Source organism: Bradyrhizobium sp. BRP19, from assembly GCF_020194195.1.
GTDB lineage: Bacteria > Pseudomonadota > Alphaproteobacteria > Rhizobiales > Xanthobacteraceae > Bradyrhizobium > Bradyrhizobium yuanmingense.
The window spans coordinates 578,573-603,050 of the sequence record NZ_JADYVZ010000003.1; the positions used below are offsets into that span (position 1 = coordinate 578,573).

The following is a 24,478-nucleotide window of genomic DNA, read 5'->3' on the forward strand; positions in this document are numbered from 1 at the left end:
CCACCAAGAAAATCGTTCATGAAAGATGGCTCACGATAGATAATATCTGAAAATTCAACACATTATGTTATGCAGCGCGTTTCCCACCCAAAACATGATTCGCAAGAATGACCCATCAAACTGCACCTGAATGGGCAACTTCCCATGCATGATGGGCTGTCGATCAAGGGGCCTTTGCCGTATTTTAGCTCTCCGAGGCTAGACCCCGATTGCCGGCCTGACATTGGAGTGAGTGGCGCCATGACTGACCTGACGACGCCTGCAACAGCCGACCGGCAGGACAGGCACCTGAAGCGAGCTGCGATCTCCTTCGAGTTCTTTCCGCCGAAGACGGAAGAGATGGAGCGCAATCTTTGGGAGACCATCAACCGGCTGGCCCCGCTCGAGCCGAAGTTCGTCTCGGTGACCTATGGCGCCGGCGGCTCGACCCGCGAGCGCACCCATTCGACCATCACGCGCATCCTGAAAGAGACCGCGCTGCTGCCGGCGGCGCATCTGACCTGCGTCGGCGCTTCGCGCGGCGAGATCGACGAGATCGTCGACCGCTATCACGAGGTCGGCGTCCGCCACATCGTGGCCTTGCGCGGCGATCCCGTCGGCGGCATCGGCACGCCCTATTCGAGCCATCCCGAGGGTTATCAGAGCTCGGCCGAGCTCGTCGCCGGGATCAAGAAGCGGCACGGCGACATCGAGATCTCGGTCTCTGCCTATCCCGAGAAGCACCCCGAAGCGCGCGACTTCGATGCCGATATCGACACGCTTAAGGCCAAGGTCGACGCCGGCGCGACACGCGCGATTACGCAGGTGTTCTTCGACAACGATCTCTACTTCCGCTATCTCGACCGCGTGCGTGCGCGCGGCATCGACATCCCGATCGTGCCGGGCATCATGCCCATGCACAATTTCAAGCAGGCGCGCAATTTCGTGACCCGTGCCGGCACCACGGTGCCCGACTGGTTCGCGGCGAAGTTCGAGGGCCTCGATGACGATGCCGAGACGCGCAAGCTGGTGGCCGCGACCGTTGCGGCCGGCCAGGTGCAGAAGCTCGCCAAGCACGGCGTCGACACCTTCCATTTCTACACCATGAACCGCGCCGATCTCGTGTTCGCGATCAGCCATTTGCTCGGCATTCGCGCCAAGAGCGCGCAGAAGGCGGCGTAAGAGAACATGACCGTGACCGTCTCTCCGAAGCGAACTGCCCTTCTGAACGCCGCGCGCGAGCGCATCCTGGTGCTCGACGGCGCCATGGGCACGATGATTCAGAACCTGCAGCTCGACGAGAAAGCCTTCCGCGGCGAGCGCTTCAAGAACTTCCATCGCGACCTGCGCGGCAACAACGATTTGTTGATCCTGACCCAGCCGCAGGCGATCGAGGACATCCACGCCGCCTATTTGCGCGCCGGCGCCGACATCGTCGCGACCAATACGTTCTCGACGACCTCGATCGCGCAGGCCGATTACGACCTCACCGACATCGTCTACGAGATGGCGCGTGAAGGCGCCCGCCTCGCCGGCAATGCCGCACGGCGCGTCGAAGCCGAGGACGGCAAGCCGCGCTTCGTCGCCGGCGCCATCGGCCCCACCAACCGCACGGCCTCGATCTCGCCCGATGTGTCCAATCCCGGCTACCGCGCCGTCACCTTCGACGATCTGCGCAAGTCCTATGGCGAGCAGATCCGCGGGCTGATCGACGGCGGCGTCGACCTCCTGCTGGTCGAGACCATCTTCGACACACTCAACGCCAAGGCGGCGCTCTATGCGATCGCCGAGATCACCGAAGAGCTCGGCATCGACGTGCCCGTGATGGTGTCGGGCACCATCACCGACAAATCCGGCCGCCTGCTGTCGGGCCAGATGCCGGAAGCGTTCTGGAATTCGGTGCGGCACGCCAAGCCCATCACCATCGGCTTCAACTGCGCGCTCGGCGCGGAAGACCTGCGCGCGCATATCGCCGATATCGGCCGCGTCGCCGACACGCTGGTCTGCGCCTATCCCAATGCCGGCTTGCCGAACGAGTTCGGCCAGTATGACGAGACGCCCGAATACATGGCGCGGCTGATCGGCGAGTTCGCGCGCGACGGCCTCGTCAACATCGTCGGCGGCTGCTGCGGTACGACCCCGGACCATATCGCGGCGATTGCTGCGGCAGTGGCCCCGCACAAGCCGCGCATCGTGCCGGAGATCACCCCGCGCCTGCGACTCTCCGGCCTCGAGCCGTTCGTGCTGACGGATGCAATCCCATTCGTGAACGTCGGCGAACGCACCAACGTCACGGGCTCGGCCCGCTTCCGCAAGCTGATCACCGCTGGCGACTACACCGCCGCGCTCCAGGTCGCGCGCGATCAGGTCGAGAACGGGGCCCAGATCATCGACGTCAACATGGACGAGGGCCTGCTCGATTCCGAAGCGGCGATGGTGACCTTCCTCAACCTCGTCGCCGCCGAGCCCGACATCGCGCGCGTGCCTGTGATGGTCGATTCCTCGAAATTCTCGGTGATCGAGGCCGGCCTGAAATGCGTGCAGGGCAAGCCGGTCGTCAACTCGATCTCGATGAAGGAAGGCGAGGAGAAGTTCATCCTTGAGGCCAAGATCGCCCGTCGCCACGGCGCGGCCGTTGTCGTGATGGCGTTCGACGAGGTCGGCCAGGCCGACACGTTCGCGCGCAAGACCGAGATCTGCAAGCGCGCCTACGACATCCTGGTGAACAAGGTCGGCTTCCCGCCGGAAGACATCATCTTCGATCCGAACATCTTCGCGATCGCGACCGGCCTCGAGGAGCACAACAATTACGGCGTCGACTTCATCGAGGCGACGCGCTGGATCCGGCAGAACCTGCCGGGCGCGCATGTCTCGGGCGGCGTCTCCAACTTGTCGTTCTCGTTCCGCGGCAACGAGCCGGTGCGCGAGGCCATGCACTCGGTGTTCCTGTATCACGCCATCAAGGCCGGCATGGATATGGGGATCGTCAATGCCGGGCAGATGATCGTCTATGACGACATCGATCCCGAGCTGCGGCAAGTGTGCGAGGACGTCGTCCTCAACCGCGATCCGGGCGCCTCCGAGCGGCTGCTCGCGCTCGCCGAGAAATTCCGCGGCAAGAAGACGGAAAGCAAGGAAGCCGATCTCGCCTGGCGCGAATGGCCGGTGGAGAAGCGGCTGTCGCATTCGCTGGTGCACGGCATCACCGAGTTCATCGAGCAGGACACCGAGGAGGCCCGCAAGAAATCCTCGCGCCCGCTCGACGTCATCGAGGGCCCGCTGATGGCCGGCATGAACGTGGTCGGCGATCTCTTCGGCGACGGCAAGATGTTTTTGCCCCAGGTGGTGAAGTCTGCCCGCGTCATGAAGCAGGCCGTCGCTTACCTCATGCCGTTCATGGAGGAGGAGAAGGCGCGCAATCTTGCGAGCGGCATCGGCACCGAGGGCTCCTCGTCCGCCGGCAAGATCGTGCTCGCGACGGTGAAGGGCGACGTCCACGACATCGGCAAGAACATCGTCGGCATCGTGCTCCAGTGCAACAATTTCGAGGTGATCGATCTTGGCGTGATGGTGCCGGCGGCAAAGATCGTCGAGACCGTGAAAGCTGAGAAGGCCGACATCGTCGGGCTGTCAGGCCTGATCACACCCTCGCTCGACGAGATGGCGTTCTTCGCCGGCGAGTTGCAGCGCGAAGGCTTGAGGCTGCCGCTCCTGATCGGCGGCGCCACCACCAGCCGCGTGCATACGGCCGTCAAGATCGACCCGAGCTATCGCGCCGGTCCCGTCGTGCATGTCAACGACGCCAGCCGCGCGGTCGGCGTCGCCTCCGCGCTGCTCTCGCCGGAGAAGCGCGAGGCCTATGCGGCCGAGGTGCGGGCCGAATACGCCAAGATCTCGGAGGCGCATCTGCGCGCGCAGGCCGACAAGAAGCGGCTGAAGCTCGCTGATGCCCGCGCCAACCGCGTGCCGGTCGATTTCGCCAAGAGCAAGCCGGTGAAGCCGACTTTCCTTGGCACCAAGAGCTTCGACGATTACGATCTCGCCGAGCTCGTCGACTGCATCGACTGGACGCCGTTCTTCCAGACCTGGGAGCTCGCCGGACGCTTCCCCGCCATCCTCGACGATTCCAAGGTCGGCGAGGTCGCGCGCTCGCTCTATGACGATGCGCGCAAGATGCTCGACACGATCGTCAAGGAGAAGTGGTTCCGGGCGCGGGCGACGATCGGCTTCTGGCCGGCGAACGCGCAAGGTGACGACATCGTGCTCTATGCCGACGATAACAGGACCAAGAGCATCGCGACGCTGCACACGCTGCGCCAGCAGCTGGAGAAGCGCGAGGGCCGCTTCAACGCTGCGCTCTCCGACTTCATCGCGCCTGCCGGCGTGCCCGATTACATCGGCGGCTTCGTCGTCACCGCAGGGATCGGCGAAGACGCGGTCGCCGACCGCTTCAAGATGGCCAACGACGATTACTCATCGATCCTATGCAAGGCGCTGGCCGACCGCCTCGCCGAGGCCTTTGCCGAACGCATGCACGCCCGCGTCCGCCGCGAGTTCTGGGCCTATGCACCGGATGAGGCGCTCTCCAACGAGGAGCTGATCCTGGAGAAGTACTCCGGAATCCGCCCCGCGCCCGGCTATCCCGCGCAGCCCGATCATACCGAGAAGGCGACGCTGTTCGAGCTGCTCGATGCGGAGGCGACCGCCGGCGTGAAGCTGACCGAGAGCTTTGCGATGTGGCCGGGCTCGTCCGTCTCCGGCCTCTATTTTGCCAGCCCCGAAAGCTATTATTTCGGCGTCGGCAAGATCGAGCGCGACCAGGTCGAGGACTACGCCGCGCGCAAGGGCATGAGCGTGGCCGAAGCCGAGCGCTGGCTCGCGCCGGTGCTGAACTACATCCCGTCGCAGGACAAGCCCTTCGCCGCCACGCCGGCGAACGACGAAATGCCGAAAGACCTCGCCTCGCATCCGCCGGGCTGCACCTGCGCGGTGCACTTGGTCTGGCAGAAGAAGCGCGCCGGCGCGGGGTAGACGCCGCCGAAACACAAACGTGAAAAACAACCCCATGCACAGTAGCGATGGGGTTGAAAAGGCTTGACGTTTTCTGACTTGCCGAAAACACGGTTGCGGCGTCGGGCAAAACAGGGGTATTATTGCATCATCGACTGCGGTGGCCGTCCGATACTCTCGCCAGGCCCCGCGCTGTCATTCCGGGGCGCGCCTCTTGGCGCGAGCCCGGAATCCATTGCTCCACATCATCCGCTGCACGGATTCCGGGCTCGCGCTTCGCGCGCCCCGGAATGACAGAGCGCTTCACCCCTTCGGCGGGGACAGCGGCTGCACGATCTCCTTGAACGGCGCCAGTGCCTCGCAACGCTCGCTATGGGCCGCGAGCGCCGGATAGCGCGCGGCATCGAACAGCTGCGGATGCGCTTCGCGGGTGAAGCGGACGACACAGGCGACGGCAACGTCGGCGTGGCCGATGCGGTCGCCCAGCCAATACGGCGTCGTCACCTTGGCGCGCTCGGCCTCGAGCACTTTCAGCACGTCCGCGATCTGCGCCTGGCAACGCTCGACCCACAGCGCGAGCTGCTCCTTCCGCAGCACGCGCTCGTAGAGCAGGCTCACCGCCTTGTCGCCGAGGCCGGAAGCGAGCGCGCAGATGCGCAAATGCTTGCGCCGCTCGGTGCCGCCGCGCGGCAGCATGGCCCTGTCCGCGCCGACGAGGTCATCGAGATAATCGAGGATGATCGTGCTCTCGATCAAAGCCTCACCGTCGTCGAGCACCAAGGTCGGCACGCGGCGGAGCGGATTGTACGGCGCGATCTTGTCGGCATCGCCGAAGGTCGACCATGGCCTGTGCTCGAAGGCGAGCCCGTAAAGCCGGAGCGCAATCGCGACGCGGCGGACGAAGGGGGAATCATATTGGCCGATCAGGAACATGGTTCTCGCTCTTCTCTATCATTGAACAAGGCAGGGCCGATCAGTCTCCACGACCAGCTCGGCGCGGCGCAACAAATATCTCGGAAACGGAGCATTGCGCCGGCTGCAACGACCCGCGACGGCCTCACCGCGCACCACGCTCAAAGGCCGTCCTGGATCGAGCGCTTGATCGCGGCAATGGCGGTCTCGTTGCGCTTGTACATCGTCCACTGCTTGATCCGCTTGGCGCGCACCAGCTTGGCTGCCGTCAGCACCCGCATGTGCTCGCTCAATGTCGGCGCGCTGACCCCGAGCTTTTCGGCGATCAGCAATCCGCAGACACCGTCCTCGACCAGGTCGCCGTCTTCCTGCTCGCGAAAATGCTTCCGCGGATCTCGCAGCCATTCCAGGATCTGCAGGCGGCGTTCGTTAGCGAGCGCGCGCAGGGCGACGGCAAATTTCATTTAGCCATTTTGCTAATTACCTAATTGATGTCAACTCTCAGTTGGGTTATCCTGGACGGCATCATGACAGCGACAATGGACATCACACGGGAGCGGATTGCGGCGACCGAGCCGGTCATCCGTCCGCATATCAGGCGCACGCCGCTTGTTCAGGCCGACCTCGCCGATTTCGGCCTGCCGGCCGCGCCGGTCACGTTCAAGCTCGAGATGCTGCAGCATTCCGGATCGTTCAAGGCGCGCGGCGCCTTCGCCAATCTGCTGCTGCGGCAGGTGCCGCAGGCCGGTGTGGTCGCCGCGTCCGGCGGCAATCACGGCGCCGCCGTTGCCTATGCCGCGCATCGGCTCGGCATTCCCGCCACGATCTTCGTGCCCGACATCACCTCGCCGGCCAAGGCCGAGCGGATCAGGACCTATGGCGCAAAGCTCGTGATCGCCGGCAGCCGCTACGCCGATGCGCTCGCCGCGAGCGAGGCGCATGTCGCGCAGACCGGCGCGCTGGCCGTCCATGCCTACGATCAAGCCGAAACCCTGCTCGGCCAGGGCAGCGTCGGGCTGGAGCTTGAGCAGGATGCGCCCGGCATCGACACGCTGCTGGTGGCGGTCGGCGGCGGCGGGCTGATCGGCGGCATTGCGGCGTGGTACGGCGGCCGGACACGCATCGTCGCGGTCGAGCCGGAGCAATCGCCGACCCTGCACGCCGCGTTCGAGGCGGGTGCACCGGTCGATGCGCCGGCCGGCGGCATCGCCGCCGACAGCCTTGCGCCGCGGCGTGTCGGCGAGCTGATGTTTCCGGTCGCGCGGGCAAATGTCGAGCGCGTCGTCCTGGTCAGCGACGATGCGATCCGGCAGGCGCAGGCTGCGCTGTGGTCGCACTTGCGCCTCGTGGCCGAGCCCGGCGGCGCAGCTGCATTTGCCGCGGTGCTCTCCGGCCGCTATCGTCCCTCACCTACCGAGCGCGTCGCAGTTCTGGTCTGCGGGGCAAACACGACGGCGGTGACTTTCGAGAGCTGAGCGGGAATGACATGACGCGACCGCGCGGACTGGTCCTGATGGCGATCCTGCTGCCGATGATCGGCGCCGCCCACGCGCAGGACCGCCCGATCGGCTTTCTGACGCCGTCGAAGAACATCGCCTGCCAGTTCTTCACCGACAACGGACAGGGCGTGCTCCGCTGCGACATCATGAACATGGACGTGCGCCCGCGCCGGCCCGCCGATTGCGAGCTCGACTGGGGCCACGCCTTCGAGATGAGCGCGAAGGGCGCAGCAAGCCGCATCTGCGCCGGCGACACCGTGATGGACCCCTCACTGCCGGTGCTGGCCTATGGCGAGGTGTGGCAGCGCGGGGGATTCACGTGCCGGTCGGAGCAGACGGGATTGACGTGCTTCAATGCGATGCAGCGGGGTTTTTCGCTGGCGCGGGGGAAGCAGGAGGTGTTCTAGAGATTTAGCGCAGGAAAGAAAGCAGGATTGAGAATATAACCCACTGTGCCTTCATTCTTAGAAATCAAGGTCTTGAACAGTCTCATGTCATAACCGACGTCAAATATGTAGCGCGTATTTTCTGCGCCTGTTTTGATGCCAAGGAAGCCGTAGTAGAGAAGATATTCGATCACGGAGTCGATCTTCTCCTCGGACGTACCAGCTCCTCTCAGGATTTCGCCCAACTTCTTTCTGTCGAACCGATCGCCCTCACCAATAAAATGATAGAGAAGAGCGGTCTCACTCCCCAGTATGGCTCAAAACCAAGAGTATCGAATATGCCGATCTTATCGATTGTTTCGACTTCTCGGCGGAAATTGCCATTCCTCGTCACAAAGACGCGTTTGCCGAGCCCGATCGCGTATCCGAGTTCAAAGGTGACATTGAAGTTCACTGTCGTAACATCAGCAAACAGAACATCGCAGCCGTGAATTTGCTCGAAGATGGGGTCAGTAAGCGGCCGTCCGGCTATGTCATTCTCGATCCAAAGATGCAGATGTATGTCATTGCCTCGCTGGGCAACTAGGCGGCCGGCCCCCTTAATGGCTTGCATCACTTCCGCCAACGACGATGGATAAGCATAAAAAATCTTCATTCTTCGAATCGCTCGCTTGAGAAATCGATAGGATCATACAACTATTCGTAGCCTTGTACGAATCCTGCAACGCAGCAGAGGGCCGCGAGGAGCGAGATAGCGCCTGAAGGTTGAAGGTAATTTGAGATGTTATAGCTGTCCGTCCTATTCAATGGTCGGCACGTGCTTCGCCGCATCGCGCGGCGCCGTGCCATCAAGCCGCGGATCATCCGCCACTTCGATCTGGCGGCGAAACGCGCGGAAGCCGGAGCGTTGATAGAACGCGACGGCGGAGGGATGGTCGAGCGTGCAGGTGTGGACCCAGACGCGGCGGACGTCGCGCGACCAGGCGCGCTCCAGCGCGCGGTTCATCAGGAAGCGGGCGGCGCCGGTGCCGATGAGGCCAGCGGTGACGCCGAAATAGGTCAGTTCGCACTGGCCGGGCTCGCGGAAGTCGAGCTCGAGCAGGCCTTCGTCTCGGCCGTCGAGGACGAGGGCATAGACCTCGATTCCAGGCGCATGGATGATCGCGGCGAGCTCGGCGTCGGTCATGCGCGCGCGCGAGAACCACAGCCAGCCCTCGCCGACGCGGCGGAAGAGATCGCGGTACCAGGGAAGCGCGGGGGCATCGACCTTGCGCAAGGTCCAGGCGCCGGGCGGATCATCGCGGCGCGCGGGCGGTGCAGTCATCTCCAGATGGGTGACGATTGCGGCGATCTTGCCGTTCGGGACGTCGGAATAGCCGTCGGGGACGATCATGCTTCGTTTCTTCTTTTGTTAGCGGTTAGCGGGCGGCGCCGTTTGAGGCACCACAGCAGCGCCACACTCCGTCATTGCGAGCGCAGCGAAGCAATCCAGGATCTTTCCGCAGAGGCAGTCTGGATTGCTTCGTCGCAAGAGCTCCTCGCAATGACGGTGTAGAGGCGGTGGTGTAGCCCGGATGGAGCGCAGCGCAATCCGGGATTTGTGCCACCATCGACAGCGGACCCGGATTACGCTGCGCTCCATCCGGGCTACGACATTTGCCGCTACCCCTCCCCCTCGTCGCTCGCCAGCACGCCCTTTACCGCGCGCGCCCAACCCGCGAGCTTCCGCTCGCGCGTGGCCTGGCTCATGTTCGGCTTGAAGCGGTGCTCCAGACGCCAATTGTCGGCGAATTTGGTCGGCTCGGGATAGACGCCCGCCTGGAGGCCGGCGAGATAGGCGGCGCCCAGCGCGGTGGTCTCCTGGATCACGGGGCGGTCGACCGGGGCATCCAGGAGATCGGCGAGGCGCTGCATGGTCCAGTCGGAGGCGGTCATGCCCCCGTCGACGCGGAGCACGACGCTTGCGGTTTCCGAACTCGGCCAGTCCGCGCGCATTGCGGCCCAGAGATCGAAGGTCTGGTAGCAGACGCTTTCCAGCGCGGCATGGGCGAGCTCGGCGGGGCCGGTGTTGCGGGTGAGGCCGAACAGCGCGCCGCGGACGCGCGGATTCCAATAGGGCGCGCCCATGCCGACGAAGGCGGGGACCAGGTAGACGCTCTGCATGGAGTCCGACTGATCGGCAAGCGGTCCGGTTTCGGCGGCATGCTTGATGATGCCGAGGCCGTCGCGCAGCCATTGCACGGCGGAGCCGGCGACGAAGATCGAGCCTTCCAGCGCGTAGGTGCGTTTGCCATCGAGCTGATAGGCGACGGTGGTGAGCAGCTTGTTCTTGGAGACGACGGGCGTGGTGCCGGTGTTGAGCAGCGCGAAACAACCGGTGCCGTAGGTCGACTTCATCATGCCCGGGCGGAAGCAGGCCTGGCCGATGGTGGCGGCCTGCTGGTCGCCGGCGATGCCGGCGATGACGATGGGGCCGCCGAACAGGTCCGGCGTGCTCTCGCCGAAGCGGGCGGAGGAATCCTTCACCTCGGGCAGCATCGAGCGTGGCACGCCGATGATCTCCAGGAGCTCGTCGTCCCACGCGCCGGTGTGGATGTTGAACAGCAGCGTGCGCGAGGCGTTGGTGGCGTCGGTGGCGTGCACCTTGCCGCCGGTGAGGCGCCAGAGCAGATAGCAATCGATGGTGCCGAACATCAGTTCGCCGCGCGCGGCGCGGGCGCGGGCACCGGGGACGTGATCGAGGATCCAGGCGACTTTCGTTCCGGAGAAATAGGGATCGATGATCAGGCCGGTCTTCTCAGAGATCACGGGCTCGCGGCCGTCGGCCTTGAGCTTCGCGCAGATGTCGGCGGTGCGGCGGTCCTGCCAGACGATGGCGCGGTGCACGGCCTGCCCCGTCGCGCGATCCCACACCACGGTGGTCTCGCGCTGGTTGGTGATGCCGATCGCGGCGATATCCTTTGCGCTGATGCCGGCGTGCTCGATCGCCTCGCGGCAGACCATCACGGTCGAGGTCCAGATGTCCTCCGGTTCGTGCTCGACCCAACCCGAGGCCGGAAAGTGCTGCGGAAACTCGGCCTGCGCCTTCGCCGCGATGGAAATATCGCCGCGAAACACGATCGCGCGCGAGGAGGTGGTGCCCTGGTCGATGGCGAGGACGAAAGACATGGCGGATACCTTGGCGTTTTCTTTGGGCGTCTTCCCTGGAGGGGTCATTGTGTCGCGCCAAAGGGAGCGGATTGGAGGCAGAAGGTCAAGGTTTGGATCAGTGGGGGCCGCTGCCCTTCCTTCTCCCCTTGTGGGAGAAGGTGGCATAGGCGGCCGTCGGCCGCCGTTCTCAAGAACGCCGAAGCAAGGCTTCGGCTACGGCGCCGGATGAGGGGTATGCTTCGGCGAACACAGCCGCAAAAGAGTCACGTGCGGAGGGATACCCCTCACCCGTCTCGCCGCTTCGCCATAGCCGATGCGAAGCATCGGCGTTCTTGAGAACGGCGGCCGAAGGCCGCCTATGCCACCCTCTCCCGCAAGGGGAGAGGGGAAGAACCCTACACCGCCGCCGTCGTCACGCCGCCGTCGATGACGATGGTTTGGCCGGTCATGAAGCTCGAGGCGTCGGAGGCGAGGTAGGCGACGGCGCCGGCGATTTCGTCGGGCTCGCCGATGCGGCGGAGCGGCGTGGTGGCGGTGCGGCGCTTCAGATTGGCTTCGTCTTCCCAGAGCGCGCGGGCGAAGTCGGTCTTGACCAGGCCGGGCGCGATGCAGTTGACGCGGACGCCTTTCGGACCCCATTCGCCGGCGAGCGAACGGCACAGCGCGAAGTCGGCGGCCTTGGAGATGCCGTAGGCGCCAATCACGGTGGAGCCGCGCAGGCCCCCGATCGAGGAGATGATGATCACCGAGCCCTTGCCGCGCTCGGCCATTTGCGGGATCGCGAGCGCGGAGAGCCAGATGTTGCTCTTGACGTTCGAGCCCATGATCTTTTCGAAGGCTTCGTCGGTGATTTCGAGCAGCGGGCCGTAATAGGGATTCACGGCGGCGTTGCAGACGAGAATGTCGATCTTGCCGTAATGCTTCGTCGCGCCCGCGATCAGCGCCTCGACCTCGTTCTTGCGCGCGATGTTGCAGGGAATGACGATGGCATCGCCGCCAGCGGCATTGATGCCGTCGGCGACTTCCTTGCAAGCGTCGGCCTTGCGCGAGGAGACAACCACCTTGGCGCCTAACTTGGCGAGCAACTCGGCGGAGGAGCGGCCGATGCCGCGGCTGGAGCCGGTGACCACGGCGACCTTGCCGGTGAGATCGAACGGGGTGTTCTTCATTGTTGTTGCCTCCTCCTGGTCATTCCGGGGCGCGCATAGCGCGAACTACGATGCGCAATTGCGCATCTGAGAATCCATTTCACCGCACGTATTGCCGCCCGATGGATCCCGGGCTCGCGCTTCGCGCGCCCCGGGATGACAGGTCAGATCAACCCGCCCGCATCCGCGACGCGGCGCTGGTGGTAGTCGGTGTCGCCAAAGGTGTTCTCGATCATGGTGAGGCGCTTGAAGTAGTGGCCGATCTTGGCCTCCATGGTCATGCCGATGCCGCCGTGGAGCTGGATCGACTGCTGGCCGACGAATTTCAGCGACTTGCCGATCTGCACCTTGGCCGCGGCGATCGCGTTGCTGCGCTCCTTGGCGTCCTCGAAGTCGTTCGCCATGGTCGCGAACATCGACATCGAGCGCGCCTGCTCGGTGGCGACGAACATGTCGGAGGCGCGGTGCTGCAGCGACTGGAACGAGCCGATCGCGACGCCGAACTGTTTGCGCGTCTTGATGTACTCGACCGTGGTCTTGAGCGATTCGTCCATCAGGCCGACCGCCTCGGCGCAGAGCGCGACGCGGGCTTCGTCCACCACGCGCTCGATCAGTGCGAGTGAATCCTCGGGATTGCCGAGCACGCCGTCGGGACCGACCTCGACACCGGTGAAGGTGATGTCGGCGGCGTGCAGGCCGTCCTGGGTCGGATAGGACTTTTTCGCGACGCCCTTGGCATTGGCGGGGACCAGGAACACGCCGATGCCTGACTTGTCGCGGCGGTCGCCCTTGGTGCGCGCGGTGACTAGAAGCGTGTCGGCGTTCTCGCCGTTCAGCACGACGAACTTCTCGCCGTCGATCACGTAGGCATCGCCCTTCTTCTTCGCGGTCGTGGCGACGTCGAACAGATCGTAGCGCGAGTTCTTCTCGAGCTGGGCGAAGGCCAGCGTCTTGCTGCCGTCGATGATGCCGGGCACGTGCGCGGCCTTCTGCGCATCGGTGCCGGCATGACGCAGGAAGCCGCCGCCGATCACCACCGTCGCCAGATAGGGCTCGAGCACCAGCGCCTTCCCGAGCGCTTCCATCACGATCATGGTCTCGACACCGCCGCCGCCGAAGCCGCCGTCAGCCTCGCTGAAGGGCAGGCCCAAAAGTCCCTGCTCGGCGAGCTTGAGCCAGACCGTTTTGCTCCAGCCGCCCTTCTCCGCCATGTACTTCTTGCGCTGCTCGAAATCGTAGGAATCGGTCAGCAGGCCGTCGATGCTTTCCTTGAGAAGCCGCTGCTCCTCGGACAGATCAAAATCCATTTCTTTGGTTCCTCGTACCCGGACTTATTTGGCTTCGTCATCCCGGGGCGCGCGTAGCGCGAGCCCGGGATCCATACTCCCGATCGGGGTTATGGATTCCGGGTTCGCGACTTCGTCGCGCCCCGGAATGACGGTTGAAATTGCCCTCCCCGCGGTCGCGGTGAGGTGGCAGATCACAGCCCCAGCACCGCCTTGGCGATGATGTTGCGCTGGATCTCGTTGGAGCCGCCGTAGATCGAGACCTTGCGGTTGTTGAAGTAGCTCGGCGCGATCTGGGCGGTCCAGTCCATGGCTTCGTTCGAGCCATCGTCGCCGTGCACGTCGTAAGGCGCGGCGAACGGGCCGATCACTTCCATCAGCAGCTCGGTGGTGGTCTGCTGGATCTCCGAGCCCTTGATCTTCAGCACCGAGGAGGCCGGATTGGGCTTGCCCTTGCCGTGCTTGCCTTCGTCGGCGACGACGCGCAGCTGGGTGAGCTCGAGCGCCTTCAGCTCGATCTCGCAGGCCGCCAGCTTCTCGCGGAAGGCGGGATCCTGGATGATCGGCTTGCCGGCGGACTCGACCTTCGAAGCCAGATCCTTGATGCGGCGGATGCGCTCCTTGGAGACGCCGACGCGGGCGATGCCGGTGCGCTCATTGCCGAGCAGGAACTTGGCGTAGTCCCAACCCTTGTTCTCCTCGCCGATCAGGTTCTCGTAGGGAACCTCGACGTCATCGAAGAAGACCTCGTTGACCTCACGGCCGCCGTCGATGGTCTGGATCGGGCGCACGGTGACGCCCTTCGACTTCATCGAGAACACGATGAAGGAGATGCCCATCTGCTTCTTGGCGTTGTTGTCGGTGCGACAGAGGCAGAAGATCATGTCGGCGTGCTGGGCGAGCGTGGTCCAGGTCTTCTGGCCGTTGATGATCCATTTGTCGCCACGGCGCTCGGCCTTGGTCTTGAGCGAGGCGAGGTCGGAGCCGGAGCCGGGCTCCGAAAAGCCCTGGCACCACCAATCGTCGACATTGGCGATGCGCGGCAGGTACTTCTTCTTCTGCTCCTCGTTGCCGAAGGTGTAGATGACGGGGCCGACCATGCTGACGCCGAAGGCGAGCGGCTGCGGCGCCGGATAGGACTGCAGCTCCTCGTTGAAGATGTAGTGCTGCACGCTGGTCCAGCCGGTGCCGCCATATTCCTTCGGCCAATGGCTGACGCCCCAGCCCTTCTTGTTGAGGATGCGCCACCACGTCACCATCTCGTCCTTGGAGAGGTGACGGCCCTCGACCAGCTTGCGCCGCGTATCCGGCGGCACGTTGTCGCGGAAGAACTGCCGCACTTCGTCGCGAAACGCCTGCTCTTCTTTCGTGAATGCGAGATCCATTGGATCCTCCTGTGAAACGTTACTTCATTTTCGTCATTGCGGGGGCATCAGCAGCGCGAATCCCGGAAGACGATTTCTGCTGCTGGCGCAATTCGTGGCGCGACAATTTCCCGACCGGCGTGCGCGGCAGGTCATCGACGAATTCGACCGCGGCCGGCAATTCGTGCCTGCCGAGCTTGCCGGCAAGCTGCGCGCGCAGCTCGTCGAGCGTGAACGGCTTTGCCTCGGGCCTCAGCTTGATGAAGGCCTTGGCGGCTTCGCCGCGATAGGGATCGGGAATGCCGAGCACGATCACCTCGTGCACGCCCGGGATGGTGTAGATCGCCTGCTCGATCATCTGCGGATAGACGTTGAAACCGCCGGAGATGATCATGTCCTTCTTGCGGTCGACCAGGAAGAAGTAGCCGTCGGCATCGACATAGCCGATGTCGCCGGTGAGAAAGCGGCCATCGACGAAGGCTTCAGTGGATCCCTCCGGCTTGTTCCAGTAGCCCTTGGTGACGTTCGGGCCCTTGATGCGGATCTCGCCGATTTCGCCCGGCGGCAGCACGCGCCTGGGATCGTCGAGCGCGACGACGTCGAGCTCGATGCCGGGCAGCATCAGGCCGATCGAGCCCGGTTTCTCGGGGCCCTCGGGCGGATGGCCGGTGCCGGGCGAGCAGGTCTCGGTCATGCCCCAGCCGCTCTTCAGCTTCTTGCCGACCTTGCGCTCGAAGAAGCTCGCGATCTCCACCGGCAGCGGCGCGCCGCCGGAGCCGATGGTGACCAGCGAGGAGAAATCGCGTTTGTCGAGATCGGGCAGCGCGGCGATCGCGATCCACATCGTCGGCACGCCTGGGAAATACGTTGCACGCTTGACCTCGATGTCGCGCATCACGGCTTCGACGTCGAAGCGCTGATGCAGCGAGATCAGATTGCCGCGGCGGAGCGAGGACAGCAGCACCACCGTGAGCGCGTAGATGTGGAACAGCGGCAGCACGCAGATCACGCGCTCGATTGTCTCGCCGCGGGCGGCGCGGGCCGGCCTGCCCCAGACGTCGTAGATCGACACCGCCGAGGTGAGATTGCCGTGCGTGAGCATCGCGCCCTTCGGCAGGCCGGTGCTGCCGCCGGTATATTGCAGCAGCGCGACGTCGTCGGCCGCAACGACTGGCCATTGCGCCGGCGCGGTGGCGCCCTCGACGAAGGCCGCGAAGGTGACGATGCGGGGATCGTCGGGGATCGCCGCCTGCGGCGTGCCGACCTTGCCCCAATGATCATCCTCGCAGACGACGAGCTTGTCGATCAGGCCCTTCTCCAGGAATTTCAGCGCGGTCGGCAGCAGGGCCTGGAGGTTGGAGGTGACGAGCAGGCGCGAGCCGGAATCGGTGATCTTGTGCGTCAGCGCGATCTCGCCGTCGAGCGGCGACAGATGCGCGACGCGGCCCCCGGCCTTCAGCGCGCCGAAGAAGCTGACGGGATGATCGGGCGTGTTGCCGAGGAACAGCGCGACCGAGCTGTTCCTGCCGATGCCAGCGCGCAGGAACGCCGCGGCGGCACGATCGGCCAAGCTTGCGAGCTCGGTGTAGCTGATGGGCCGGTCGCGGAATTCCAGCGCGGTGCGCGGGCCGTAATCGGCGGCGGCCTTGGCGAGAAGGTCCGGCAGCGTGCCCTGGACGATGGGGTCGTCCCACCGCACGCCCTCGGGATAAAACTGTTCGCCGGGATGGGTCATTTTCCTGATTGCTCGAGCGAACAACTAACACAGACCGTCATTCCGGGGCGCGACGAAGTCGCGAGCCCGGAATCCATAACCACCAGCTGGGGTTATGGATTCCGGGCCTGCGCCTTGCGGCGCATCCCGGAATGACGAAGGTTGGGACGAAGCCCCGATCACGCTGCTTTAGACTCCGCAGCCAGCGACGCAAACGTCTTGCCCTCCGCGGCGAGCTTCTTCAGCAGCGGGGCGGGCTCGAGGCTCGGATCGTTGGTCTCCTTAGCGTAGAAGGCCAGACGATCGGCGATGTGCTTGAGGCCGACGCTGTCGGCCCAGAACATCGGGCCGCCGCGATAGATCGGCCAGCCATAGCCGTAGAGCCAGACCACGTCGATGTCGCTGGGACGCGCGGCGATGCCCTCTTCCAGGATCTTCGCGCCCTCGTTGATCATCGGATACATCATGCGCTCGAGGATCTCCTCGTCGCTGACGACGCGCTTCTTGCGGCCGAGACGCAGCAAGGTCTCGTCAATCAGCTTCTCGACATCAGGGTCGGGCAGCGGCGCACGAGAACCCTGCTCGTACTTGTAATAGCCCTTGCCGGTCTTCTGGCCGAAGCGGCCGGCCTCGCACAGCGCGTCCGCGATCTCCGACTTGATGCCGCGGTCCTTACGCGAGCGCCAGCCGATGTCGAGGCCGGCGAGATCGCTCATCGCGAACGGGCCCATCGGCATGCCGAACTTGGTGACGACGGCATCGACCTGCTGCGGCAGCGCGCCCTCGAACAGCAGCTTCTCGGACTGCTTGCCGCGCTGGGCCAGCATTCGGTTGCCGACGAAGCCGTCGCAGACGCCGACCACGGCCGGCACCTTCGCGATTTTTCGCGCGATCGTCACCGCAGTCACCAGCGCATCCGGCGCGGTCTTGTCGGCACGCACGATCTCGCACAGCTTCATGACGTTGGCCGGCGAGAAGAAGTGCATGCCGAGCACGTCCTGCGGACGCTTGGTCGACTTCGCGATCTCGTCGATGTTGAGATAGGAGGTGTTGGAGGCGAGCACGGCGCCCGGCTTGGCGTACTGGTCGAGCTTGCCGAACACCTCCTTCTTCACCGCCATGGTCTCGAACACGGCCTCGATGACGAGATCGGCATCGCCGACATTCTCGATGCCGACGACGCCGTTGATCAGCGCCATGCGCTTGGCGGGCGCATCGGCCGGGATGCCGCCGCGCGCGGCGGTCGCCTCCCAGTTCTTCTGCATCACGCCCATGCCGCGCTTGAGCTGCTCCTCGCCGGTCTCGATCAGGGTGACGGGAATGCCGGCATTGGCGAAGGACATCGCGATGCCGCCGCCCATGGTGCCGGCACCGAGAATGGCGACGCGGTTCACGGGCCGCGGCTTGGTGCCTTCAGGAACGCCCGCGATCTTGTTGGCCTCGCGCTCGGCGAAGAAGGCGTAACGCTGCGCCTTGGACTGGTCGCTGGCGACGAGCTTGAGGAAGCCCTCGCGCTCCTTCTTCAGGCCCTCGTCGAACGGCAGGTCGATGGCGTAGCCGACGGCATCGGCGGCGGCGAACGGCGCCTCGAGGCCGCGCGACTTCTTGGTCATGGCGGCGACCGCATTGGTGAAGATCGAGCGGTCGGCCTTGGCGGCTGCGAACTTGGAATCGTCGTCGCGCAGGCGGCGCAGCGGGCGCTTCTCCGCGAGCAGCTTGCGCACGAAAGCCTCGCCGCCGGAGGCCGGGCCCTCGACGATCTCCTCGATCAGGCCGTTCTTCAGCGCCTCCGCCGCCCCGATCGGGTCGCCGCCGACGATCATCTTGACCGCAAGCTCCGGGCCCACCGCACGGGGCAGGCGCTGGGTGCCACCGGCGCCGGGCAGAAGTCCGAGCTTCACCTCGGGCAGGCCGAGCTTGGCCTCTTTCACCGCGACGCGGAAATGGCAGGCCAGCGCGACCTCGAGGCCGCCGCCGAGCGCGGTGCCGTGGATCGCGGCAACGACCGGCTTGGGCGAGTTTTCGATCTCGGACAGCACGTCGTTGAGCGCGGGCGGCTTCGGCGGCTTGCCGAACTCGGTGATGTCGGCACCGGCAATGAAGGTGCGACCGGCGCAGGTCAGCACGATGCCCTTGATGGAGGGATCGGCGATCGCGGCTTTGATGCACTCGAGGATGCCGCCGCGGACTGCGGCACTCAGCGCATTGACCGGCGGGCTGTTGACCGTGACGATCCCGACTTCATCATGACGCTCAAGCTTGACCACTTCGCTCACGGTGTCCCTCCTTGGTGGGGATTTACTTTTATTCGATTTCGCATTGCGGAATTTAATTCCGCATCTTGACGGCAGGGTTATTTTGAAGCACGGACGTTGTCAACGACTCCGCGCAAGAAGCAGATCAGGGATGAAGCGTACAGGAAAGAAGACCGCGACCGATCGGAATTTCGTCGTCGCGCTTTCCCGCGGACTGGAAGTATTGCGCGCGTTCCAACCCAATGACGGCCTGCTGGGCAATCAGGAGATTGCGTCCCGCACCAATCTGCCCAAGCCCACCGTGTCGCGGCTGACCTACACGCTGACCAAGCTTGGCTATCTGACGCCGGTTCCTCGCTTCGAGAAGTACCAGCTCGCCCCGGCAGCGATGTCGCTCGGCTACGCGGCGCTGGCCAATCTGGGCGTTCGGCATTTGTCCGAGCCGTTCCGCGAAGAGGTGATGCGCGCGACCGGCGGCGCCGTCGCCGTCGGCGGCCGTGACCGCCACAGCATGATCTATTTCGGGCAGAGCCGCGGCAGCGAGACTGTCGGCGTTCAACTTGACGTCGGCTCGCGCGTGCCGATTGCAACCAGCGCGATGGGCCGCGCCTATTTCTGGGCACTCGATGACGAAGGTCGCGCCGAAGTGTCGCGCATCCTGCGCGAACATTACGGCAGCCGCTGGCCGAAGATGCGCGAGGGCTTGGAACGTTCCGGCGAGACGGTCGCGAAGTACGGCTTTGCGATTTCGGTCGGCGATTGGCACGACGACATCGGCGCCGCCGGCGTCGCACTCAAGCTCAACGACGGAACCGGGCCTTACGCATTCAATTGCGGCGCGCCCGCATTCCGTTTCACGGAAGAGCGTTTAATCAACGACATTGGACCGCGTCTCTTAGCGATGGTAAGGAACATCGAGGCGGCGCTCGGGGGTCTGATGCCGCATTCAAAAAAAGACATCAGCAAAAAGCTGAAATCAGGAGGAAAAGTTGCGCGTGTGGCCGAGGGATTCAGATAGCCTTTGTCATCATCGGGAGCGGCTCGCATCGCCCCATCGCTCACTGTACGTCGTGAGCGAGACGAGATGACGCAGGCACAGCTCGCGCAGGGTACATCGCCCCTGCTCGCGGTTCGCGACGTCAGCGTCGTGTTCGGCGGCATCGTCGCGCTCAACGGCGTGTCCTTCGACATGCACAAGGGAGCCATCCTCGGATTGATCGGCCCGAACGGCGCCGGCAAGACCACGCTCTTCAACTGCCTGTCGCGGCTGTACCAGCCGTCGTCCGGCGACATCTTGATGGACGGCGTGAGCATCCTGACGCGGCCGCCGCACCGGATCGCCGAGATCGGCATCGGCCGCACCTTCCAGAACGTGGCGCTGTTTCCCAACCTTTCGGTGATGGACAACGTCCGCGTCGGCGCCCATTCGAAGACCTCGAGCGACATTATCAGCGACTCCCTGAAGCTTGCCTGGGTCCGGCGCAGCGAGACCAACATCAACAAGAAGGTGCACGAGATCCTTGCTTACCTCGACCTCGAGGACGTCGCCCATACCGTCGTGTCCGGCCTACCGTTCGGTACGCAGAAGCGGGTCGAGCTGGCGCGTGCGCTGGCGGCCGATCCGAAGATCCTGCTGCTCGACGAGCCCGCCGGCGGCCTCAACCACGAGGAAGTTCATGTGCTCGGCGACCTCATCCGCAAAATCCGCGACGAGCGCCATATGACCGTGCTCCTGGTCGAGCATCACATGGGCCTCGTGATGTCGATCGCCGACCATGTCGTCGCGCTGAATTTCGGCAAGAAGCTCGCGGAAGGCACGCCCGCCCAGGTGCAGGCGGACCCGGACGTCATCAAGGCCTATCTCGGGAGCAAGGATCAATGACGCCACTGCTCAACGTCAAGGACCTGCGCGCTTATTACGGCCAGGTCCAGGCGCTCCATGGCCTGTCCTTCTCGCTCAACGAGGGTTCGCTCGTGACGCTGCTGGGCGCCAACGGCGCCGGCAAGACCACCACACTGCGCGCGATCTGCAACATGGTGCGCTCCACCGGCGGCGTCGAGTTCGAAGGCAAGCCGCTGAACAACCGTTCGACCGAGAGCATCGTGCGGTTCGGCATCGCCCACGTGCCGCAGGGCCGCGGCACCTTCACCAACATGACGGTGGAAGAGAACCTCCAGCTCGGGGCCATCACCCGCAAGGACCGCGCCGGCATCGTCTCCGACATCGAGCGCATGTACGCGCATTTCCCGGTGTTGAAGCAGCGCCATACCCAGCAGGCCGGCACGCTCTCCGGCGGCGAGCAGCAGATGCTCGCGGTCGCCCGCGCGCTGATGCTGCGGCCGCGGCTGATGCTGCTCGACGAGCCCTCCTTCGGCCTCGCGCCGCTGGTGGTGCGCGACCTGTTCGGCATCCTCGGCAAGATCAACCGCGAGGACAAGGTCTCGATCCTGGTGGTCGAGCAGAACGCCCAGCTCGCGCTCGAGCTCGCCGACCAGGCCTATGTGATCGAGACCGGGCGCATCGTGATGTCGGGCAAGGCCAAGGACATCGCGAACAACGAAGAAATCCGCAAATCCTATCTGGGTTACTGAGGGAGCCGGCACAATGGAGCTGTTCACCAACCAGGTCCTGGCCGGCATCGCCACGGGGGCGATCTATGCCTGCATGGCGCTCGCCGTGGTCATGATCTACCAGGCCATCGACCATCTCAACTTCGCGCAAGGCGAGATGGCGATGTTCTCGACCTTCATCTCATGGCAGCTGATGCAGTGGGGCGTGTCTTATTGGGCTGCCTTCCTGATCACGCTGGCATTTTCTTTCGTTGCCGGCATCGCGATCGAGCGCATCCTGTTCAAGCCGCTCGTCAAGGCGCCGGTGCTCACCAACGTCGCCGGCTTCATCGCGCTGTTTGCGATCATCAACTCCTCGGCGGGCCTGATCTGGGACTTCACAATCAAGCAATATCCGACCCCGTTCGGCTCCGCACCGTTCCTCGGCAGCCAGCTGATCTCGACGCACCAGGCCGGCATGATCGGCGTCACCGTGGCGCTGCTGCTCGCGCTCTATTTCTTCTTCCAGTACACGCGCATCGGCCTTGCGATGCGAGCCGCAGCGTCGGTGCCCGAATCGGCCCGCCTCGTCGGCATCAACACGAGCTGGATGATCGCGCTCGGCTGGGGCATGGCGACCGCGATTGGCTCGATCGCCGGCATGCTGATCGCACCTGTCGTATTCCTCGAGCCGAACATGATGGGCGGCGTGCTGATCTACGGCTTCGCCGCGGCGGTGCTCGGCGGGCTGTCGAGCCCGTTCGGCGCCGTGGTCGGCGGCTTCCTGGTCGGCGTGTTCGAGAATCTCGCCGGTACCTACATCCCCGGCGTCGGCAATGAGCTGAAACTCCCGATCGCGCTCGCGCTGATCATCTCCGTCCTGGTCGTCAAACCCGCTGGTCTGTTCGGCCGGCATATCGTCAAGCGAGTTTGATCATGAGCGCAGCAGAAGAAGTCGTCGCCGAGGGCCACGAGGCGGTCGAGGCGGTTCCGAAGCGGGCCATGACGCTGGGCACCGGCACCTCGCTGGTGGTGCTGGCGGCGCTGTTGATCGTGCCGATGTTCGTCAAGAACTTCATCATCTTCCAGATGACGATGCTCCTGATCTACGGGCTCGCGGTGCTGGCGCTGAACATCCTGACCGGCGGAAGCGGCCAGTTCTCGCTCGGCCAGAGCGCGTTCTACGCCGTCGGCGCCTATGTGTCCGCGGTCCTGATGGAGCATGCCAACGTCAACTACGCGCTGACCATTCCGATCTCCGCCGTGATTTGCTTCGGATTCGGTTACCTGTTCGGCAAGCCGGCGCTGCGGCTGTCGGGCATCTATCTCGCGCTCGCGACCTTTGCGCTCGCGACCGCGATGCCGCAGTTGCTCAAGCTGAACTTCCTCGAGCACTGGACCGGCGGCGTGCAGGGCCTCGTCGTCACCAAGCCGGACGCGCCGTTCGGCCTGCCGATGTCGCAGGACATGTGGCTGTACTACTTCACGCTCGCCGTGACGGTCGCGATCTACATCTTCTCGGTGAACCTGTTGCGCTCCCGCTCGGGCCGCGCCTTCATGGCGATCCGCGACAACGAGATCGCGGCCTCCTCGATGGGAGTCAACGTCGCGCTGTACAAGACGCTGGCTTTCGGCGTGTCCGCCGGCATCACCGGCGTTGCCGGCTCGCTCGGCGCCATCGCGGTGCAATTCGTCGCGCCCGACAGCTACACCATCACGCTCGCGATCTCGCTGTTCCTCGGCATGGTGGTCGGCGGCGTCGGCTGGCTGCCCGGCTCGTTCGTCGGTGCGGCCTTCATCATCTTCGTGCCGAACATGGCGGAGAGCATCTCCAAGGGCCTCTCCGGCGCGGTATTCGGCGTGCTGCTGTTCCTCGTCATCTACCTCGTGCCGCATGGCGCAAGGCAGGTCGCGATCCTGGGCCAGCAACTCGTCGGCAAGCTCAGGAAGAACTGAAGACCCGTTGAATTAACCAAGGAGACCGAATTGTATTTTGGAAGAACACTGCGAGCCGCCGCGCTGATCACGGCAACGGCGGCCATCACTCTCACCTCCGGCGCTGCACTCGCCCAAAAGAAATACGACACTGGCGCGTCCGATACCGAGATCAAGATCGGCAACATCATGCCGTACAGCGGTCCGGCGTCGGCCTATGGCATCATCGGCAAGACCGAAGAAGCCTATTTCAAGATGATCAACGACAAGGGCGGCATCAACGGCCGCAAGATCAACTTCGTCACCTATGACGACGGCTATTCGCCGCCGAAGGCCGTCGAGCAGGTCCGCAAGCTGGTCGAGAGCGACGAGGTGCTGGTCGTTTTCAATCCGCTCGGCACGCCCTCGAACAGTGCGATCCAGAAGTATCTGAACTCCAAGAAGATCCCGCAGCTCTTCGTCGCGACCGGCGCCACCAAGTGGAACGACCCGAAGAACTTCCCCTGGACCATGGGCTGGCAGCCCTCCTACCAGAGCGAAGCGCAGATCTACGCGAAGTGGCTGATGAAGGAGAAGCCGGACGCCAAGATCGCAATCCTCTACCAGAACGACGATTTCGGCAAAGACTACCTCAAGGGCACCAAGGACGGCCTCGGCGCCAAGGCCTCGTCCATGATCGTCATGGAGGAGAGCTACGAGGTCTCCGAGCCGTCGATCGACGGCCATATCGTCAAGATCAAGGCCGCCAATCCCGACGTGCTGCTGATCTACACCACGCCGAAGTTCGCGGCCCAGACCATCAAGAAGACCGCCGAGCTCAGCTGGAAGCCGCTCCAGATCCTCACCAACGTGTCGATCTCGGTCGGCAGCGTGATGAAGCCGGCTGGCTTCGAGAACGCGCAGGGCGTGCTGTCGGCCGCCTACGCCAAGGACTCCACGGATCCGCAATGGGCCAACGACCCCGGCATGAAGAAGTGGAACGAGTTCGTCGACAAGTACATGCCGGGTGCCGACAAGTCGGACACCAGCATGGTTTATGGCTATGGCGCCGCGTCGACGCTGGCCAAGGTGCTGGAGATGTGCGGTGACGATCTCACCCGCGCCAACATCATGAAGCAGGCCGCCTCGTTGAAGGACTTTGCCCCGGATACGCTGCTGCCCGGCGTCAAGATCAACACCAGCGCCACCGACTTCGCTCCGATCGCGCAGCTGCAGATGATGCGCTTCAAGGGCGAGAAGTGGGAACTGTTCGGCGAGATCATCAGCGGTGACGTCGCCTCCGAGTGACGC

Annotated in this window: 21 protein-coding genes; 10 read left to right on the top strand and 11 right to left on the bottom strand. The window is 64.3% G+C overall.

Annotation, left to right across the window (positions count from 1 at the left end; translation table 11 throughout):
* Window positions 1-240 precede the first annotated feature (240 nt).
* Window positions 241-1,161 (top strand): methylenetetrahydrofolate reductase [NAD(P)H], encoded by a 921-nt coding sequence (gene metF, locus I6F36_RS13030; RefSeq protein ID WP_225171546.1) that lies wholly within the window; start codon window positions 241-243, stop codon window positions 1,159-1,161.
* 6 nt (window positions 1,162-1,167) lie between these two features.
* Window positions 1,168-5,010: a methionine synthase gene (gene metH / locus I6F36_RS13035; protein ID WP_225171547.1), complete on the top strand. Its 3,843-nt coding sequence runs from the start codon at window positions 1,168-1,170 to the stop codon at window positions 5,008-5,010.
* 282 nt (window positions 5,011-5,292) lie between these two features.
* Here metH and I6F36_RS13040 read toward each other — a convergent pair whose 3' ends face one another.
* A complete protein-coding gene (locus tag I6F36_RS13040; protein ID WP_225126436.1) occupies window positions 5,293-5,922 on the bottom strand; it encodes a glutathione S-transferase family protein in 630 nt (209 codons plus the stop codon).
* Between the two features lie 140 nt (window positions 5,923-6,062).
* Entirely contained in the window at window positions 6,063-6,365 is a 303-nt protein-coding gene (locus I6F36_RS13045; protein WP_036021541.1) for a helix-turn-helix transcriptional regulator, read from the bottom strand.
* A 27-nt stretch (window positions 6,366-6,392) separates the two neighbouring features.
* Here I6F36_RS13045 and I6F36_RS13050 point away from each other — a divergent pair, with 27 nt between their 5' ends.
* Window positions 6,393-7,376 (top strand): threonine/serine dehydratase, encoded by a 984-nt coding sequence (locus tag I6F36_RS13050; protein ID WP_225126437.1) that lies wholly within the window; start codon window positions 6,393-6,395, stop codon window positions 7,374-7,376.
* An 11-nt stretch (window positions 7,377-7,387) separates the two neighbouring features.
* Complete coding sequence (locus I6F36_RS13055) at window positions 7,388-7,807, top strand: DUF6636 domain-containing protein (RefSeq protein WP_109142415.1); 420 nt, start codon at window positions 7,388-7,390, stop codon at window positions 7,805-7,807.
* Here I6F36_RS13055 and I6F36_RS13060 read toward each other — a convergent pair.
* The 9 genes from I6F36_RS13060 to I6F36_RS13100 form a co-directional block, all read right to left on the bottom strand.
* Window positions 7,804-7,980 carry a hypothetical protein gene (locus tag I6F36_RS13060; RefSeq protein WP_225171548.1) on the bottom strand — a complete coding sequence of 59 codons (177 nt, stop codon included), beginning with the start codon at window positions 7,978-7,980 and terminating at the stop codon, window positions 7,804-7,806. The two genes, I6F36_RS13055 and I6F36_RS13060, sit on opposite strands and share 4 nt — an antisense overlap.
* A 35-nt stretch (window positions 7,981-8,015) precedes the next feature.
* Complete coding sequence (locus tag I6F36_RS13065; protein WP_225171549.1) at window positions 8,016-8,441, bottom strand: nucleoside 2-deoxyribosyltransferase; 426 nt, start codon at window positions 8,439-8,441, stop codon at window positions 8,016-8,018.
* A gap of 144 nt (window positions 8,442-8,585) precedes the next feature.
* Window positions 8,586-9,179, bottom strand: coding sequence for an N-acetyltransferase (locus I6F36_RS13070; protein ID WP_225171550.1), 594 nt, complete (start codon window positions 9,177-9,179; stop codon window positions 8,586-8,588).
* A gap of 269 nt (window positions 9,180-9,448) precedes the next feature.
* Window positions 9,449-10,954 carry a glycerol kinase GlpK gene (glpK, locus tag I6F36_RS13075; RefSeq protein ID WP_225126440.1) on the bottom strand — a complete coding sequence of 502 codons (1,506 nt, stop codon included), beginning with the start codon at window positions 10,952-10,954 and terminating at the stop codon, window positions 9,449-9,451.
* A 377-nt stretch (window positions 10,955-11,331) separates the two neighbouring features.
* The gene (locus I6F36_RS13080; RefSeq protein ID WP_225171551.1) at window positions 11,332-12,105 is read right to left on the bottom strand and encodes an SDR family NAD(P)-dependent oxidoreductase; all 774 of its coding nucleotides are present in this window, start codon (window positions 12,103-12,105) and stop codon (window positions 11,332-11,334) included.
* Between the two features lie 143 nt (window positions 12,106-12,248).
* Window positions 12,249-13,391, bottom strand: a complete 1,143-nt coding sequence (pimD, locus tag I6F36_RS13085) for a pimeloyl-CoA dehydrogenase small subunit (protein WP_225126441.1) — start codon at window positions 13,389-13,391, stop codon at window positions 12,249-12,251.
* Between the two features lie 173 nt (window positions 13,392-13,564).
* Complete coding sequence (pimC, locus tag I6F36_RS13090) at window positions 13,565-14,755, bottom strand: pimeloyl-CoA dehydrogenase large subunit (protein WP_172784944.1); 1,191 nt, start codon at window positions 14,753-14,755, stop codon at window positions 13,565-13,567.
* 19 nt (window positions 14,756-14,774) lie between these two features.
* Window positions 14,775-16,469: a dicarboxylate--CoA ligase PimA gene (gene pimA / locus I6F36_RS13095; protein WP_225126443.1), complete on the bottom strand. Its 1,695-nt coding sequence runs from the start codon at window positions 16,467-16,469 to the stop codon at window positions 14,775-14,777.
* A 158-nt stretch (window positions 16,470-16,627) separates the two neighbouring features.
* The gene (locus tag I6F36_RS13100; protein WP_225171552.1) at window positions 16,628-18,724 is read right to left on the bottom strand and encodes a 3-hydroxyacyl-CoA dehydrogenase NAD-binding domain-containing protein; all 2,097 of its coding nucleotides are present in this window, start codon (window positions 18,722-18,724) and stop codon (window positions 16,628-16,630) included.
* Between the two features lie 130 nt (window positions 18,725-18,854).
* On the opposite strand from I6F36_RS13100, the gene I6F36_RS13105 reads away from it, so the two are divergent.
* The 6 genes from I6F36_RS13105 to I6F36_RS13130 all read left to right on the top strand — a co-directional run bounded on the left by I6F36_RS13105 (window position 18,855) and on the right by I6F36_RS13130 (window position 24,475).
* Window positions 18,855-19,721 carry an IclR family transcriptional regulator gene (locus I6F36_RS13105; protein WP_035997958.1) on the top strand — a complete coding sequence of 289 codons (867 nt, stop codon included), beginning with the start codon at window positions 18,855-18,857 and terminating at the stop codon, window positions 19,719-19,721.
* Between the two features lie 66 nt (window positions 19,722-19,787).
* Window positions 19,788-20,585: an ABC transporter ATP-binding protein gene (locus I6F36_RS13110; protein ID WP_057028181.1), complete on the top strand. Its 798-nt coding sequence runs from the start codon at window positions 19,788-19,790 to the stop codon at window positions 20,583-20,585.
* Window positions 20,582-21,295, top strand: a complete 714-nt coding sequence (locus tag I6F36_RS13115; RefSeq protein WP_035997952.1) for an ABC transporter ATP-binding protein — start codon at window positions 20,582-20,584, stop codon at window positions 21,293-21,295. Before I6F36_RS13110 ends, I6F36_RS13115 begins: the two co-directional genes overlap by 4 nt.
* A gap of 13 nt (window positions 21,296-21,308) precedes the next feature.
* Entirely contained in the window at window positions 21,309-22,187 is an 879-nt protein-coding gene (locus I6F36_RS13120) for a branched-chain amino acid ABC transporter permease (RefSeq protein ID WP_035997949.1), read from the top strand.
* 2 nt (window positions 22,188-22,189) lie between these two features.
* On the top strand, window positions 22,190-23,209 hold the full coding sequence (locus I6F36_RS13125) for a branched-chain amino acid ABC transporter permease (RefSeq protein ID WP_036021517.1): 1,020 nt from the start codon (window positions 22,190-22,192) through the stop codon (window positions 23,207-23,209).
* Between the two features lie 30 nt (window positions 23,210-23,239).
* Window positions 23,240-24,475, top strand: coding sequence for an ABC transporter substrate-binding protein (locus tag I6F36_RS13130; RefSeq protein WP_036021515.1), 1,236 nt, complete (start codon window positions 23,240-23,242; stop codon window positions 24,473-24,475).
* Window positions 24,476-24,478 lie beyond the last annotated feature (3 nt).

Excerpts from the sequence above, each read along its gene's own strand:
- metF (WP_225171546.1), top strand. The coding sequence starts at position 241 with ATGACTGACCTGACGACGCCTGCAACAGCCGACCGGCAGGACAGGCAC.
- metH (WP_225171547.1), top strand. The coding sequence starts at position 1,168 with ATGACCGTGACCGTCTCTCCGAAGCGAACTGCCCTTCTGAACGCCGCG.
- I6F36_RS13040 (WP_225126436.1), bottom strand. The coding sequence starts at position 5,922 with ATGTTCCTGATCGGCCAATATGATTCCCCCTTCGTCCGCCGCGTCGCG.
- I6F36_RS13045 (WP_036021541.1), bottom strand. The coding sequence starts at position 6,365 with ATGAAATTTGCCGTCGCCCTGCGCGCGCTCGCTAACGAACGCCGCCTG.
- I6F36_RS13050 (WP_225126437.1), top strand. The coding sequence starts at position 6,393 with ATGTCAACTCTCAGTTGGGTTATCCTGGACGGCATCATGACAGCGACA.
- I6F36_RS13055 (WP_109142415.1), top strand. The coding sequence starts at position 7,388 with ATGACGCGACCGCGCGGACTGGTCCTGATGGCGATCCTGCTGCCGATG.
- I6F36_RS13065 (WP_225171549.1), bottom strand. The coding sequence starts at position 8,441 with ATGAAGATTTTTTATGCTTATCCATCGTCGTTGGCGGAAGTGATGCAA.
- I6F36_RS13070 (WP_225171550.1), bottom strand. The coding sequence starts at position 9,179 with ATGATCGTCCCCGACGGCTATTCCGACGTCCCGAACGGCAAGATCGCC.
- glpK (WP_225126440.1), bottom strand. The coding sequence starts at position 10,954 with ATGTCTTTCGTCCTCGCCATCGACCAGGGCACCACCTCCTCGCGCGCG.
- I6F36_RS13080 (WP_225171551.1), bottom strand. The coding sequence starts at position 12,105 with ATGAAGAACACCCCGTTCGATCTCACCGGCAAGGTCGCCGTGGTCACC.
- pimD (WP_225126441.1), bottom strand. The coding sequence starts at position 13,391 with ATGGATTTTGATCTGTCCGAGGAGCAGCGGCTTCTCAAGGAAAGCATC.
- pimC (WP_172784944.1), bottom strand. The coding sequence starts at position 14,755 with ATGGATCTCGCATTCACGAAAGAAGAGCAGGCGTTTCGCGACGAAGTG.
- pimA (WP_225126443.1), bottom strand. The coding sequence starts at position 16,469 with ATGACCCATCCCGGCGAACAGTTTTATCCCGAGGGCGTGCGGTGGGAC.
- I6F36_RS13105 (WP_035997958.1), top strand. The coding sequence starts at position 18,855 with ATGAAGCGTACAGGAAAGAAGACCGCGACCGATCGGAATTTCGTCGTC.
- I6F36_RS13110 (WP_057028181.1), top strand. The coding sequence starts at position 19,788 with ATGACGCAGGCACAGCTCGCGCAGGGTACATCGCCCCTGCTCGCGGTT.
- I6F36_RS13115 (WP_035997952.1), top strand. The coding sequence starts at position 20,582 with ATGACGCCACTGCTCAACGTCAAGGACCTGCGCGCTTATTACGGCCAG.
- I6F36_RS13120 (WP_035997949.1), top strand. The coding sequence starts at position 21,309 with ATGGAGCTGTTCACCAACCAGGTCCTGGCCGGCATCGCCACGGGGGCG.
- I6F36_RS13125 (WP_036021517.1), top strand. The coding sequence starts at position 22,190 with ATGAGCGCAGCAGAAGAAGTCGTCGCCGAGGGCCACGAGGCGGTCGAG.